This window comes from Thalassolituus maritimus (assembly GCF_900156675.1).
GTDB classification, from domain to species: domain Bacteria; phylum Pseudomonadota; class Gammaproteobacteria; order Pseudomonadales; family Oceanobacteraceae; genus Thalassolituus; species Thalassolituus maritimus.
This window is the reverse complement of the sequence record NZ_FTOH01000001.1, coordinates 96,223-110,456: the sequence shown is the minus strand read 5'-3', so window position 1 is coordinate 110,456 and position 14,234 is coordinate 96,223. Positions and strand designations below refer to the sequence as shown.

The window sequence follows — 14,234 nt, the reverse complement described above, 5'->3', positions numbered from 1 at the left end:
TCTCTGCAGGAGACTGTATGAGCGGTCTGGCTTTCTCTCCACTCATAGTCGTCTCACTTAATTGCATTACTCCTCGCTTTAACCTTATCCTCTTGAGCCCGATTCGTGGTTACTAGTCATCGCCACGACGTAACCCCCCAATCCAGGCCCACCTGTATTCAACAGTTCCTTTACTCTTCTTGCAATGCTCAACACCCAGCCAGATAGACACCCGTCAATGAAAGGTAAATTTCCCGGTCAATAAGATAGATTGTGACTTGTATGCACTACTTTGCTGCCACTTGAGGCTATTCTGGGCATCAAGAAGCTGAGTTTTACCACGTGTAGAGCAGCTCAGAATCTAACAATAAGGAGCACGATTAAGTGCCAGTTCCGAGCATCATCAGGGGATCACGCCACGCAGTACAATTGAGTGCTGGGTTGGTTGTCGCCTGCTTGTTACTGATGTTCAACGTTCAATCGCACGCCAGTGACATACGGACACTCGACCTGCAGCAGCTGACGGATGAGATCTCGCTTTCCAGTTATGTTGTTCAGGTCCAGCCGGGCTCCGGTGAAGACAGCTTGTCGGAAATCATGGCATTGCCCAACAGCCGCTGGTCTGGTGTTCCTCAAACCAGCCGAAGCCTGGGGCGCGACTATGGTACCACCTGGTTCCGCGTTGATCTTACGAGCACGAATAATCTGAAGGCAGACAGCGCTTACTTACTACTCGGTTACCCTCACTACGATTTCGTCGATGTCTTTCTGGTATCTGAATCGGGTGTGGTACAGAGCTTTTATACCGGCGACCAACGTGGCTTTCACTCCCGCCCTGTCGACCAACGAACGTTTCTGTTTCCTCTTGAAAAGCTGAATCAGTCGACAGACGCTAAGGTGTATTTCCGCATCAGCACTCCAGGTCCACTACTGATCCCTTTCAGCCTGGTCACCGGTGCTGAGAGCAAACTCCAGGATCGTAATACATCGATGGCCCTTGGCATTTACTTCGGTATTCTGCTCATCATGTTCGCCTACAATGCCTTTATTTCAGGCTCTCTGCGCGATACAGCTTACATCTATTATCTCGTGTATATGGCGAGTGTCGGGCTACACCAGTTAACTCTTCAGGGGCTTGGGTATCAGTACTTCTGGCCAGACACGTCTCTGTTCGACAATAACTTTGCAGTCGCATTGAGTAGCGCGCTGATGCAAGGCACTGCTGTTGCCTTCGTTATCCGCTTTATCCGCCTGTACGAGAACTTCGGCCGTTTTGAACGGGTCGCAGGAACGGTTCTTCTTATTTACTCCTGGTTGCTGGTCACCGGGGCTCCATTTATGGAGTACGCAAGCTTCCTGACCGTAGTCAACGTTACCGGTGCGGTCAGTGTGTGTTGCGGTCTCTATATCGGAATTATCGGCTGGCGGAAGCGGGTCCCCTACGCTCGCCTGTTCGCGATGGCCTGGTTTATCTACCTGATCTTTATTGCATGGTATTTGCTGGAGCTTGCTTCCATACTGCCAACCAGTCCTTTTGGAGAACACATTCTGGCCTTTGGTTCGGTCATAGAGCTGGCGCTGCTTTCTATCGCGTTTGCTGACCGAATCAACCATGAACGTGAACTACGATTACGAAGTCAAAGCAAACTTATGGACGTTCAGGTGGCCATGAACGCAGAACTGGAAGAAAAGGTTCGTTTACGTACCAGTGAGCTGGAAGAAGCCAACCGACGTCTGGAAATACTGAGTACGACCGACGGCCTGACAGGCTTATTCAATCGCCGCCACTTCGATGAACTGTATGAAAAAGCCTACCTTCAGGCCTGCCGGGACGGTAAACCTCTGGCCGTACTCATGATCGATATTGATCACTTTAAACAGCTCAACGATAACTTCGGTCACCGATTCGGGGACTTGTGCCTGATAGATGCTGGCCGTCTGATCCGCAATGTGGTCGCCGGTCAGGAAGCGATCTGTGCACGCTACGGTGGCGAAGAGTTTGTCGTGATTCTGCCCGATGCCAGCCCGGAAGAAGCACAGAACAAAGCAGAAGCTTTACGTTTGGCCTTCGCACGCCACAAAGTAACCGATGGCGCCAACGAGAAGATAATGACGATCAGTGTTGGCCTGACTGTCGAGCAGCCCGTCGACCGCTCGGCCTGGGAAAAACTTCTGCAAGCCGCAGACAGCCTGCTTTACACCGCGAAACGTAACGGCCGGAACCAGGTCGCATTCCTACGTAATACCGGGTCCTGAGTCGTTGACTCTGCCCCAATCTGAACTAGCTTTAATAGATAATATTCGGGGAAGTACAGGGTCCGGAATGCCAATTCCAAAAATACATCCAGAGTCGCGTGGTCAGCGACACAGTCTGCTAATTCATTGCCTTCAGGCACTGCTGTCTCTGACGATTCTGATTGCCGCTCTTCTGGCACACCGGGCTCACGCCATCGAAACCGTCCATTTCACCGGTGACAAAGTCAGTCTCTTACCGCTACTCGAGTTCGTATCAGAGCGGAACGGAGAAACGCTGGACGAAATACTCGTGCGTCCGGAAGAAGACTGGCACCACCGCCAGAACATTAACAACAACCTCGGGCAAACCAGCCAGCCGGTCTGGGCGAGAGTACGCCTTGCCGGCGTGTCTGAAGCCTTCGGGCAACCCATTGTGCGCCTCAACTACCCACATCATGACTACGTCGACTTCTACCTTTTTGAGCGTGGAAGAATGATCCGTCACTTCTCAGCAGGTGACCAGCTGCCATTTGATAGTCGCCCTATTGATCAGCGAACCTTCTGGTTCCCGCTTGACGATGCGAGCGCCGATGAGCAGGAAATCTACATCCGGATATCTACACCCGGCCCGCTGCTGATGCCACTGGACCTGATGAGCTACAAGGAAGCCGCTGAAGAAGAAAAGCTGCTCTATCTCTGGGCTGGCGCCTTTCTTGGAATTATCGCCATCATGGCGCTGTATAACCTGTTCCTGTACTTCTCACTCACAGAAAGCTCGTACATTCTTTATGTACTGTACCTTCTCAGTGCCGGTGTCATGCAGGCAACTATGTTTGGCTTTGGTGAGCAGTATTTCTGGGGTGACAGACCCGGCGTAAATAACCAGGTCATCGCCTTTCTGGCACCGTTTGTTCAACTTACCGCCATGGCCTTTGTGCTCAAATTTATCGACCTGAAGAACTTCGGTTCTGTACTGGACCGTTCGGTTGCATACCTGATGCTATTCACCCTGATCGTCATGTCGATTGCGAGCTTCACTGTGCCCTACAGTCTGATTGTTAAGCTCGGTCACTCCATTGCCTTGTTTGGCGTTGTCTGTGCTCTCTACATCGGCATAAAAGGCTGGGTCATGGGGATGAAGTCAGCTCGACTGTTCACTATCGCCTGGTTTGCGCATCTGGTTTTCATAGGCTGGTACCTGTTGGATATGACCGGCAAGATTCCAGCGACAGAGCTCGGAAACCATGCCTTTGCGATTGGCTTTATTGCGGAACTTTCACTCCTTTCCATCGCCTTTGCAGATAAGATGAATCAGGAGAAAGAGCTGAGGATTAATTCTCAGACTAAGCTTCTTGATATGCAGGTCGCCATGAATCAGGAGCTGGACAATAAGGTTAAAGAACGTACTTCGGCGCTGGAGAAAGCCAACCGCAGACTTGAAGAGTTAAGTGTGACCGACGGCCTGACCAAGCTTTTTAACCGCCGATACTTTGATCAGGTTTTCCGTGACCACTACGAGCAATCATACAAAGACCAGCACCCGATCAGTGTCATGATGGTCGATATCGATTTTTTCAAAAAGCTGAACGATAATTATGGCCATGCGTTTGGTGATTTGTGTCTGGTACGTGCCGCCCAACTTATCCGCAAGGTGGTCACTATGCCGGGGGCATTTGCCGCCCGTTATGGTGGTGAAGAGTTCGTTGTTGTCCTGCCTAAAACAACTGAAGAACGCGCTGCTCAGGTTGGCGAAATACTTAGATCAGCATTTGAAAAAACAACCGTGACTCAAGGTAATCAGAGCAAAAACATGACCATCAGCATCGGTGTCGCATGCACCATCCCGTCGCAACCCGGACTGGAAGAGAAACTATTAAGCGTTGCTGATGCCTGCCTGTATCAGTCCAAAGAGAACGGCCGCAATCAGGTTACGCGCTCAGAGCAATTAGACGAAGCAGGCTGATGATACGCTGACCTAATAGACATCCCGACGGTAGCGTCCCGCTGCCGTCAAAGCTTCCACCTGATCACCGCCTAATATAGTGCAAAGCTGGTGATCCAGATCCTGAGCCATACCGTCGCGGCTTCCACATACGAGAATCGTGGCCCCGGCATTCACCCAACGTGTGAGCCGCTCGCTGTTTTCTGCAACAACATCCTGAACATAGCCCACGCTTGCTTCACCAGCTACTGAGGCCAACTCAGAAGACTCAGCGCGGGAATAACTCCGGTTAAAATAAGAAAGGTGTCCGGATTCATACCAAGCGGTCAGTTGGTCATCCCAGTGTCGGTCAAACAGTGGAGAACGCTCTCCGAATATCAGCCAGTTGTCATGTTGATCAGACAATTCTCTTGCTTTCAGGTGGGCCCTCAGGCCCGCCAGACCAGAGCCATTTCCAACCAAAATGAGTTTCTCAACGTCTGCGGAGCAGTGAAAAGACGGATTACAGCGTATCGAAACATCAACACTATCGAGAGTAGCCGCCTGGTGGCACAACCAGCCAGACCCCAGGCCTCGGGTGCCATCCGGATGATTCTGTTCGCGAACCAGCAGCATCAGCTCAGATTCCTCGGGGATGCTAGCAATACTGTATTCGCGAATCTGCCCTTTCATATGCAGCTGAACTATATCCCCCGCCTGCCAGCTGAACTGGTTCAGGGTCTCCAGTGTCACCTCAAATATTGGAGCTCCCAGGCTTCCGGAATTGAGATGGCGACGGCCTTTAAAGGTCAGCGAGTAATGAGGATTGACTGGCGCTCTATCCGAAAACTCCATCGCACTAAGTTGATCAGAATGAATCACGCCAGCCTCTGCGAGTTGAGCAAACCAGGATGCAATCGTTTCGGGATCATTGCGATCTACTGCCACCAGAGGCGCCAGCACCTGAGCATCACGCTCAAGCAGAATTGTATTGATATCGTAGGAGAAGCCACAGAAATGCTCATAGCTTGTATCCCCCAGGCCGAGAATCGAGAAGCACAGCTCTGGATAGCAGGCTGTCGTTTTTTTTATGGAAGGAATAAAAAACCGACCATTGTCTGGCGCGTCGCCCTCACCGTAGGTACTTGCAATCGCGAACAGAGAGCGTGACTTAGTCAGCCGTTCAGACGTGACCTGATTAAGTGGCAGGTGAAGTACCTTCGCGCCCTGGCTTCTCAACATTTTAACCAGTTGCTGCGAAAGTGACTCAGCAGAGCCACTCTCACTCGCAAAAGCGACAATGGTATCGGCATCGGTGTGCTCCCTTACTTCGATACTTCGCGCTATCACTTGTCGATAACACCAGAATGTAAAAGCTACCCAGGCCAGAAAAAGAGCTCCGGCCTGAATGTAAGGAGCCACCGTCAACATAAATCAGTCCGGTAAGACCTCAAGCACAGTCACGTATGAGCCCGTGCGTTCCGTGGCCGGTTTCTTCGCTTTATCGTCTTTATATTCGACTTCGATAAAGTAGCGGCCAGCACCTTTCCAATTGAGTTTAACCTCGCCTTTTTTGTCTGCAACGGCACTGATTTCATCCTGACTGTTGCGATAACGGGTTCCTTCACGAATGGCGGTCAGTTCAGCGCCTTCAGCAGGCTCACCATCAATCAGAAACTTAAAAGTCGCCTGCTCACCGGAATACAGATCGTTCGGATGCGTTACTGGCACAAGCTCCAGCCCTTTATTCGTTGGCTGCAGCGTTTCAGTGGTCGGCCCACCAAGCGTTACGAACGTTTCCATACGACGTGAAGACTGCATTACACGCAGCTTGTCCGCTTTTTCAGGAACGTTCTCAGCAAAGCCTTCTTCGGTATATTGTTCGCCACGGCCAGGATACATACGACGTTTACCGTCCTCTTCCCACATAGCGCGCATACCATTGCTCGCTGTGAAAATTTTATACGTGCCTTCGTCCTCAAGTTTTACGTCGAAGACAGTACGGTACTTACCGGTATGCAGGTTTTCCGCTTCGCTCTTATCGCCGTCTGGCTGTAGCACTGTGAGGTCATTGAAGCGAACGGCGTGATAGTTCGCGACAAATATATCGTTAGACACTGCTGCTTCAAAACCGACCCAGCGATCCTCACCCGAAAGCTGTGTTTCCTGTGGAAGAATCCAGGCGCGATGAGCTTCCGCGGACAGAGTTCCGGCAACAAGAGCCCCTAGTAAAAGAGGCTTTAATACGTTCATTTTCATCTGCATTTCCTTAAGGTTTGATGGTCAGTTCGATAGCGCCCAATTCAGAGCTACCCTGTTCTTCAAGTTTCTTTTCACTGCTCTGAGGCCAGCTGAAAGGAATGTTGATCAGTTCGCGGCCACCGACTTCCCGTGCTGCTTCAACACGCAGGCGGTAGTCGCCAGGCTTGAGGTCTGCGAGAGGTGCCTTGCCAGGCGTAAACTCCAGCTCGTAAGCGCCCGGACCATAAGTCGCACCGCTGACGCCATCAACCGGCATCTCCAGAGAGCGGCCACTACGACGCCACCATTGACGCATATCTTTCAGCCACTTTTCACCTTCGGCATTGCGCATATCGACGTCGTACCAAACGGCCAGATTACTGACGACCTGATTACGATCATCTTCAATCCAAACGGCGACATAAGGCTTGTGGTATTCAGCGACATCTAACTCTGGGATCTCGATAGAGACAGAAAGATCAGCTGCCTGCACCTGCGCAAATGATGCGAAAGTAGCAACCGCCATCAGTCCGGATGTAATTAATTTCATAAGCGACTCCTTAGTGCGCAGCGAGAACAAGTAAAATAATGGGTGCAATAACGCCGAATGCCACAAGTGGCCAGGTACTCGGGCGTTGTCTGGCATAACGAGCGAGCAACCATAATCCACTCAGAGAAAAAACCAGACAAAGCACAGAAAAAATATCGATAAACCAAGACCAAGCGGTATTGGTATTCCGACCTTTGTGCAGATCATTGAGATAGGAAATCACCCCGCGATCTGTGTCTTCATAGATAAAACTGCCAGTCTCCAGATCAATACTCAGCCAGGCATCGCCGCCAGGCTTGGGCATGCCGAGGTAAACTTCATATTCATCCCATTCGGCATGACTATCTGGCGTGGAAATATCATGTTCATCGTTCAACCACCGACGAACGGCCACAGGCAATGGACCGTCTGAGCGATTCTGAATTGCACTGAGCATTCCCGGTGACAGTTCTGCTTCTACCGTTGTGCGCTCAGGATCTGCTGGAATATCGGCTGCGTGATTAAGGGTGATTCCAGTGAATGCAAACAGAATCATGCCCACCAGACAAACAGCCGAGCTGACCCAGTGCCACTGGCGTAATGTGCCTGGGATAAATCGAGAAAACATGACAACATCCAAAGAAAAGAAGCCGCTCAGCGAACGAACAGAATACTAACAAACGACTAGCTAATGAGAAGTATTTTTATTTGATAATGACACTTCTATGCATTATCAAAAGATGATATCCGTCCGTAAAAAAAGGGCCATCTGGCCCTTTTCTATTCATTCTGATCTCTGATCAGAAACGTACGTTCAGACCTACCCAGAGGTTACGACGCTTGTCTTTGTTGTTGTAATCGTCTTCGAAAGTAACTTCATCATCACCCGCATCGAAAACGCCATCATCATTCGCATCATCGTAGCGCACGCTATAGGTGGTGAAGTCCTGATCCAGCAGATTATTAACGCGGCCATACACACTGAAGTAACTATTCACCGCATAGGTTGCGCCGAGGTGCAGTACGCGATAATCCTTGTAGTACAGAGGATCGTTATCATCATCTACGCCGCGGAAGCGAGCCGAGCGCGTCTCACTGGTCAGCTGCACATTCAACTTAGTATTCACATCCCAATCGAGAGTGACATTACTCATGTGCTCCGCCGTATTCGTCAGCGGCTGTCCTTCCTGCGAACCAGAAAGCTGACGGCTGTCGGTGTAGGTGTAGTTCCCACGCACAGCCAGTGCATCAATGATCTGGAAACGACCAGCGACTTCAGCGCCGCGAATCAGAGCATCATCGATATTAATCACCTGCGCCCAGGAGTCGTAACCCAAGTCTTCATACTCGCCAAGATTCACACAAGGACGTTCGCCGCCCGTCTGAGTACAAGTCTGTACTGAGTCACCACGGGCAATTTTATCTTCGAAGCGATTGTGGAAAATGGTCGCGTTAAAGCTGTGGCGATTCTCCATCGACTCCCAATAGATCGCGGCTTCGGTATTGCGGCTTTTCTCCGGCTCAAGATCCGGGTTCCCCGCAAACGGCATGGTACCCTGACGACCGAAGCCGGTTACGCCGTCGTAAAGATCGGTTGTTTTTGGAGTTTTATAACCACTGCTCACACCGCCTTTCAGCGTCCACTCAGGCGTCAGGCTGTATACAGCGTACAAGCGGGGGCTGACATTGCTACCGAAAGCATCGTGATCGTCGTAACGCAGACCCGCAGTCAGCGTAAAGTCGGGCACCATGGTCCAGCTGTCTTCTGCAAACAGAGAATACGTGGTGAAATCGGATACACCACTGGAAGCACCATCTTCGCGACCGAATACGCCGTCGGTCAGTTCGGCATCAATGTACTGACCACCGACGACAATCAAGTGATCGCCAGCCAGGTCTTCGACCGGAATTTCAAGCTTGGCATCCAGCGTATACTGACTGCTTTCCATGGTTCGTTGAGGGCGAGGCAAGAAAGTGTCTTCGGCAATCGCACGGCGCTCGTCTTCACTCAGGCCTGCGTAATCACCCGTACCATCGTACATTTCCTGCAGCAACTGACGTTCTGACACAGAGAAGGGTAAAGTGCGACCGTTGTTGTTAGTCTCGATATTCTGCAGAGACACCAGGCTCTTACCAAAACTCCAGCTGCCCTCGTGTGAAATCGCCCACTGATCGCGGGTAAACTCCTGGTCCTTAGCATATCCAACCCGAGGCTGCACGGCGCCGCCCGAGGCTCGCCAAATGGTATCAATGCTATCTACCGTTCCCACACTGAAGCCACCATCCGCCAGAGGTTCATTATCATAAACCTGCTTCGACGTGTCGTAGTCGAACGTCAGGCTCTGGTTATCGGCCATATTCCAGTTAAAACCGATGCCGATACTTTGATTTTTGTTATCGGGGGTTTTACCGCCACCGCCGAAACCGAGAGAACGTGTTTGTTCAACACCGCTCGGGTCGGTGACTGAGTCGTACTCTGGCTCTGATGCATCACGCTTATAAATACTGCCACGCAGTTCCATACCAAGAACATTTTCAATTAACGGGCCTGCCGCACTGAAGTCAGCCGTGGTATCCGCACCGTACTCGTCGTATTCCTGGAAAGTGCGGCTGATACTTGCAGAACCTGTCCAGTCATCGGTCACCTTCTTGGTGATAATGTTGATTACACCGCCCAGAGCATCCGCTCCGTATAGGGTAGACGCTGGCCCGCGGATAACCTCAATACGTTCGATCGCATCCATCGGTGGAATGTGGTTGAACTGATTACCACCGAAATTATTCGGATAGATATCACCGTGGTTATTCTGACGACGACCATCAATCAGGATCAGAGTGTAATCTGCTCCCATACCACGGATCGAAATAGTGCCCTGGCCCGTTTTATCCCGGGTCTCACCGATGTCGACACCTTCCAGTTCGCGTACCGCATCCAGGAGTGTGACGTACGGGCGTGAGCGCAGATCTTCCTGAGTGATTACAGAGATACTGGCAGGAGCATCAACCACTTTCTGCTCGTAGCCTGCCGCCGTAACGACAAACTTATCCAGTTCAATGGTCTGCTCTTCTGCTGTGGCAGAGAGAGAAGCAACAACCGCAGCGGCGAGCGCACTCATAGGGAATATCTGACTTCGGAACTTCATCACTATCATCCTGGATGGGGGAAAATTTTCGCGCATGGTATTTAGGTGCACCTACAAATGCAAATCCTTTACATTTATACTTGATACCAATTAGCATTATTGAGTAACCTATGAGCATTCCCCCGGACATAGCCTGCCTCAAAGACTACGAGCGCCATGCACAGCAAGCACTACCACCTCAGGCCTGGGCTTATATTTACGGCGCCTCGGCTGATGAGCACACCGCCCGTGGCAACGAGCAGGCCTACGCCGAACTGAAAATACTCAATCGAACTCTGGTCGATGTCAGTGCCGGACACACCCGACTGGACCTTCTTGGCCACTCTCTACAGCACCCAATCCTGCTGGCCCCTGTGGCTTATCAGAAACTCGCACACCCAGATGGAGAACTGGCTTCTGCAGCAGCAGCATCTGCCCAGGACGCGCTGTTTGTCCTGAGTACGCTGTCGAGCTCTACCATTGAAGACGTCGCACGCAGTGCCGCCGGACCAAAGTGGTTTCAACTGTATTTTCAGAACAGCGCTGAACAGACACTGCAACTGGTCAGGAGAGCAGAGCAAAGTGGCTTTTCGGCAATTGTCGTTACGGTAGACGCCCCCATTAATGGACTGCGTAACCGGGAACAGCGGAGTGGCTTTCGCTTACCCGATGGCATTAGTGCCGTAAATTGCCCGTCAAAAGAAATACCCCAGAGCAATGCCGGAGAGAGCCATGTTTTTCAGGGCCTTATGAGTCGTGCGCCAACCTGGAAAGATATTGAATGGCTGAAGTCACAGACCAGACTCCCACTACTCGTGAAAGGCATCATAAATCCTGCAGACGCCATCATGGCTGCTGAAACGGGGCTGGATGGTATTGTGATATCGAACCACGGCGGCCGGACTCTGGACACCCTACCCTCTCCAATTGAAGTCCTTCCGCTGATCTCAAAACACATCAATGGTGAAATACCACTGATCGTGGATAGTGGCATCCGTCGTGGCACTGATATTTTTAAGGCGCTGGCACTGGGCGCAGATGCCGTAATGATTGGCCGCCCTATTATGTATGCACTTGCTACTGCTGGAGCCCTGGGTGTTGCTCATACAATTCGATTATTGCGGGACGAACTGGAGCTGACGATGGCATTGTGCGGTTGTGAAACCCTGTCCGATATCACGACAGAGTGCCTTTGGCAGCCCGCTTAAGTTTCTGACCATTGACGCAGTAGATTGTGATATACCCCTGCTAATCGCACTAACTCCGGATTTTCGGGGTTTTCCTGAGTCAGTGCCTGAATACTTTTATCCAGATCGTACAGCAGGCGCCTCTGTTCATCACTGCGAACCAGACTCTGCATCCAGAAAAAAGAGGCAAAGCGCCGGCCTTCGGTTACTGGGGTCACCTTGTGCAAACTGGTCGAAGGATAAAGAACCATATCTCCGGCAGAAAACTTCACCCTCTGGTCGCCATAGGTGTCCTGAATAATTAATTCACCGCCTTCATACTCATCGGGCTCTGAAAGAAATAATGTCATCGATACATCAGTACGGATTTTAACCGCCGTACCGGCAACGCGACGTATGGTGTTGTCGACATGATAGTTAAACTCCCCACCACCCTGATAGCAATTGAACATGGGAGGATAAATTTTATTGGGAAGTCCTGCGGCAAGAACTTCCTGAGATTGCCCGAGCGTTGCCAAAATAAAATCCCCCAGCTGACGGGCAACCGGCGAATCTTCAGGAAGCTGTAAGTTATTTTTTGCTAAAGCAGCCTGATGACCGGCCGTCACACTGCCGTTTACCCAGTCGGCATTTTCAAGAAGTGCGCGACACTCAGCGACCTGAACTTTACTGATAAATTCGGGAATACGGATCAGCATATGATTACCTTATCCAGTTATTTTCTTCATCTATATACACGGAAAAACCGGGCATATGCCCGGCTCTTCTTCAACGGCTGAACTGAGAAGATCAGAAGTCGTATTTTACATTCAACGCGAAACTACGTGGTGCTCCAGGGCGGAAGTGACCCTTCGCACTGTAGTCAGTAACGTATTCCTTGTCGGTCACGTTATCGATGTTCAACTGAACTTTCAGATCATCCGTCGCCTGATATGATGCCATCAGATACGCGGTTGTGTATGGGTCAACTTCGAAGTAAGCAGTGTTACGACGCCAGAAAGTCTCACCTGAGTTGTAGTTCAGACCACCACCGACGTTCAGTTTATCTTCCATTGCCGCGTAGGAAACCCAAAGGTTCGCAGTTTTATCCGGAGAACCTTGCAGGCCGTTACCCTCAGATTCCGCCGTCAGATCCTGTGTCACTTCGGTATCCAGTTTAACGAAGTTTGCAGAAACAGACAGATTATCAGTGATACTACCTACAGCGCCTAGCTCAAAGCCCTTGGCTTGCTGTTCGCCAGTCACGTAGTAATTTGTCACGGTTTCACCGTCGACATCTACGCGCTCAGAATCAACGACATCTTTCGTGGTCTGGAAAATAGCCGCGCTCAGCATGAGGCCATCATTGAGCAGTTCCCACTTGGTGCCCAGTTCAATAGTTTTCGCAGATTCAGGCTCAAGTTCATTTTGCTCTTCGGCGGTGCTCAAAGCCAGCTCGGTACCCGGAGGCTGCTGCGCATTGCTATAGCCAATATACACGGTACCATTTTCTGTTGGCATGTAGCTTACCGCCGCGCCATAGCTGAAGTAGCCTTCCTCTGCATCCAAGCCATCTGCGCAGCCGCTGCGACGACCACAGGCTTCGCCTTCAATCTCGAAATTATCATAACGGGCATTCAGATCGACCTGTACGGTATCGGCAATCTTGATGGTATCCAGTACATAGAATGCAAGCGTCGAAGCTTCACCCGTATTGTTGTTACCGTTGCGCTCTACGCTGCCGCTCGCCGAGATATCGTTTGAGTAGTTAACCGGGTCGATAGCCGGGTTAGCGAGTTCATTGCCTGCGCCATCGTAATAGGTGAAATTACTATCCAGACCGTAGGCTGTTTTTTTCTCTTTTGCGTATTCCACCCCAACAACGATGTCCTGCGACACAGTATCGTTGCCGACACTGAAAATACCGTCGAGCTGGGTCACGAACAATTCATTTTTCTCGTCGATCGCTTGAAGCCTGGTTGCGTTCAACAAGCTGTTGTCGCCATCCGATCCCCACCACGGACGTCCAATAACCGATTCTTTCTCGTTGGTTCCCAAACGGGTCTGGCTTCGTAGCGCAAAACCATCCGTCACTTCATGATCCAGAGTCAGCGTGAACATACGGGTGCTGATTTCTTCGTAGTCACGACCTTTGACTGTGTAAACTTTATCCCAGCCATCAGAATCAATCGGACCTTCCGCAAGACCCGTTGCTTCCGCCGCGCTTTCAGTCACAAACGGGAGACCAAGTACCGGAACATTATCCTGCTCCATCAGCAGGACATCGAAGGTGATGTCTGTTTTCTCACCGATATTGAACAGAACTGAGCCACCACCAGCGATGGTTTCATAATTCTCTTCGCCGTTATCGAAGGTATCACCGCCATCGGTGTATAGAAGGTTTACTCGACCGGCGAGAGACTCGGTCAGCTGCTGATTAACATCTGTGCTTACACGCTTAGTATCGAAGCTGTCATACCCTGCACTAACAGAAGCAAAAGTATCCTGCTTCGCTCTTTTCGTAGACAGGTTGACACTACCACCACCCGTCGAGCGGCCGTCCAGGCTACCACTTGCACCTTTAACGACTTCTACCTGCTCGTAGTTGAAGAGATCCCTGCTGTAACCTGCAACATCACGGATACCATCCACGTAAATGCTTGAGCGTGCATCAAATCCACGAATGGTTACCTTATCGTTCGCGGTAATAACACCACCACCGCCTTCGCCGCCGCCGAAAGTAGACACACCAGCGACGTTACGCAGTGCATCATTCAGGCTGGTCACACCCTGATCCTCCAGCACATCACCCGAGATCACATTGATTGTCTTAGGTGTGTTTGCAACAGGCTGCGTCAATTTTGGAGAAGACGCTTTATCAACCTTATACCCCTGCTCTTCGGAAGCAGCAGCTTCAGTGACTGGCAGCTCGCGTGGTTCCTCAGCAGCGTGCAGTGGCAAAGCCGCAGTGACTGCAAGCGCCAGCGCGCTGCGTTTAAAGTTTTGCATGTTCATGTTCTTTTTCATTGTCTTCCCCAATG

General features: G+C 50.9%; 10 protein-coding genes. 3 read left to right on the top strand and 7 right to left on the bottom strand.

Going from position 1 to position 14,234, the window contains the following annotated elements; translation table 11 throughout:
- The first annotated feature begins 363 nt into the window (after positions 1 to 363).
- Positions 364 to 2,235, top strand: coding sequence for a sensor domain-containing diguanylate cyclase (locus BW941_RS00500; protein ID WP_139325704.1), 1,872 nt, complete (start codon positions 364 to 366; stop codon positions 2,233 to 2,235).
- 67 nt (positions 2,236 to 2,302) lie between these two features.
- Positions 2,303 to 4,177 carry a sensor domain-containing diguanylate cyclase gene (locus BW941_RS00495; RefSeq protein ID WP_076513305.1) on the top strand — a complete coding sequence of 625 codons (1,875 nt, stop codon included), beginning with the start codon at positions 2,303 to 2,305 and terminating at the stop codon, positions 4,175 to 4,177.
- 12 nt (positions 4,178 to 4,189) lie between these two features.
- Here BW941_RS00495 and BW941_RS00490 read toward each other — a convergent pair whose 3' ends face one another.
- The 5 genes from BW941_RS00490 to BW941_RS00470 all read right to left on the bottom strand — a co-directional run bounded on the left by BW941_RS00490 (position 4,190) and on the right by BW941_RS00470 (position 10,048).
- Entirely contained in the window at positions 4,190 to 5,566 is a 1,377-nt protein-coding gene (locus BW941_RS00490) for a sulfite reductase subunit alpha (RefSeq protein ID WP_076513302.1), read from the bottom strand.
- A 3-nt stretch (positions 5,567 to 5,569) separates the two neighbouring features.
- A complete protein-coding gene (locus tag BW941_RS00485) occupies positions 5,570 to 6,394 on the bottom strand; it encodes a DUF4198 domain-containing protein (protein WP_076513300.1) in 825 nt (274 codons plus the stop codon).
- 10 nt (positions 6,395 to 6,404) lie between these two features.
- Positions 6,405 to 6,926, bottom strand: coding sequence for a DUF2271 domain-containing protein (locus BW941_RS00480; protein WP_076513297.1), 522 nt, complete (start codon positions 6,924 to 6,926; stop codon positions 6,405 to 6,407).
- Between the two features lie 10 nt (positions 6,927 to 6,936).
- Positions 6,937 to 7,533, bottom strand: a complete 597-nt coding sequence (locus BW941_RS00475; protein WP_076513295.1) for a PepSY-associated TM helix domain-containing protein — start codon at positions 7,531 to 7,533, stop codon at positions 6,937 to 6,939.
- 172 nt (positions 7,534 to 7,705) lie between these two features.
- Positions 7,706 to 10,048, bottom strand: coding sequence for a TonB-dependent receptor domain-containing protein (locus tag BW941_RS00470; RefSeq protein WP_245820014.1), 2,343 nt, complete (start codon positions 10,046 to 10,048; stop codon positions 7,706 to 7,708).
- A gap of 110 nt (positions 10,049 to 10,158) precedes the next feature.
- Here BW941_RS00470 and BW941_RS00465 point away from each other — a divergent pair, with 110 nt between their 5' ends.
- Entirely contained in the window at positions 10,159 to 11,235 is a 1,077-nt protein-coding gene (locus BW941_RS00465) for an alpha-hydroxy acid oxidase (protein WP_076513292.1), read from the top strand.
- Here BW941_RS00465 and BW941_RS00460 read toward each other — a convergent pair.
- Together BW941_RS00460 and BW941_RS00455 are read right to left on the bottom strand one after the other, a co-directional pair.
- Positions 11,232 to 11,912 (bottom strand): Fe2+-dependent dioxygenase, encoded by a 681-nt coding sequence (locus BW941_RS00460; RefSeq protein WP_076513289.1) that lies wholly within the window; start codon positions 11,910 to 11,912, stop codon positions 11,232 to 11,234. The genes BW941_RS00465 and BW941_RS00460 overlap by 4 nt on opposite strands.
- 91 nt (positions 11,913 to 12,003) lie before the next feature.
- Entirely contained in the window at positions 12,004 to 14,220 is a 2,217-nt protein-coding gene (locus BW941_RS00455) for a TonB-dependent receptor (protein WP_217693553.1), read from the bottom strand.
- Positions 14,221 to 14,234: the final 14 nt, after the last annotated feature.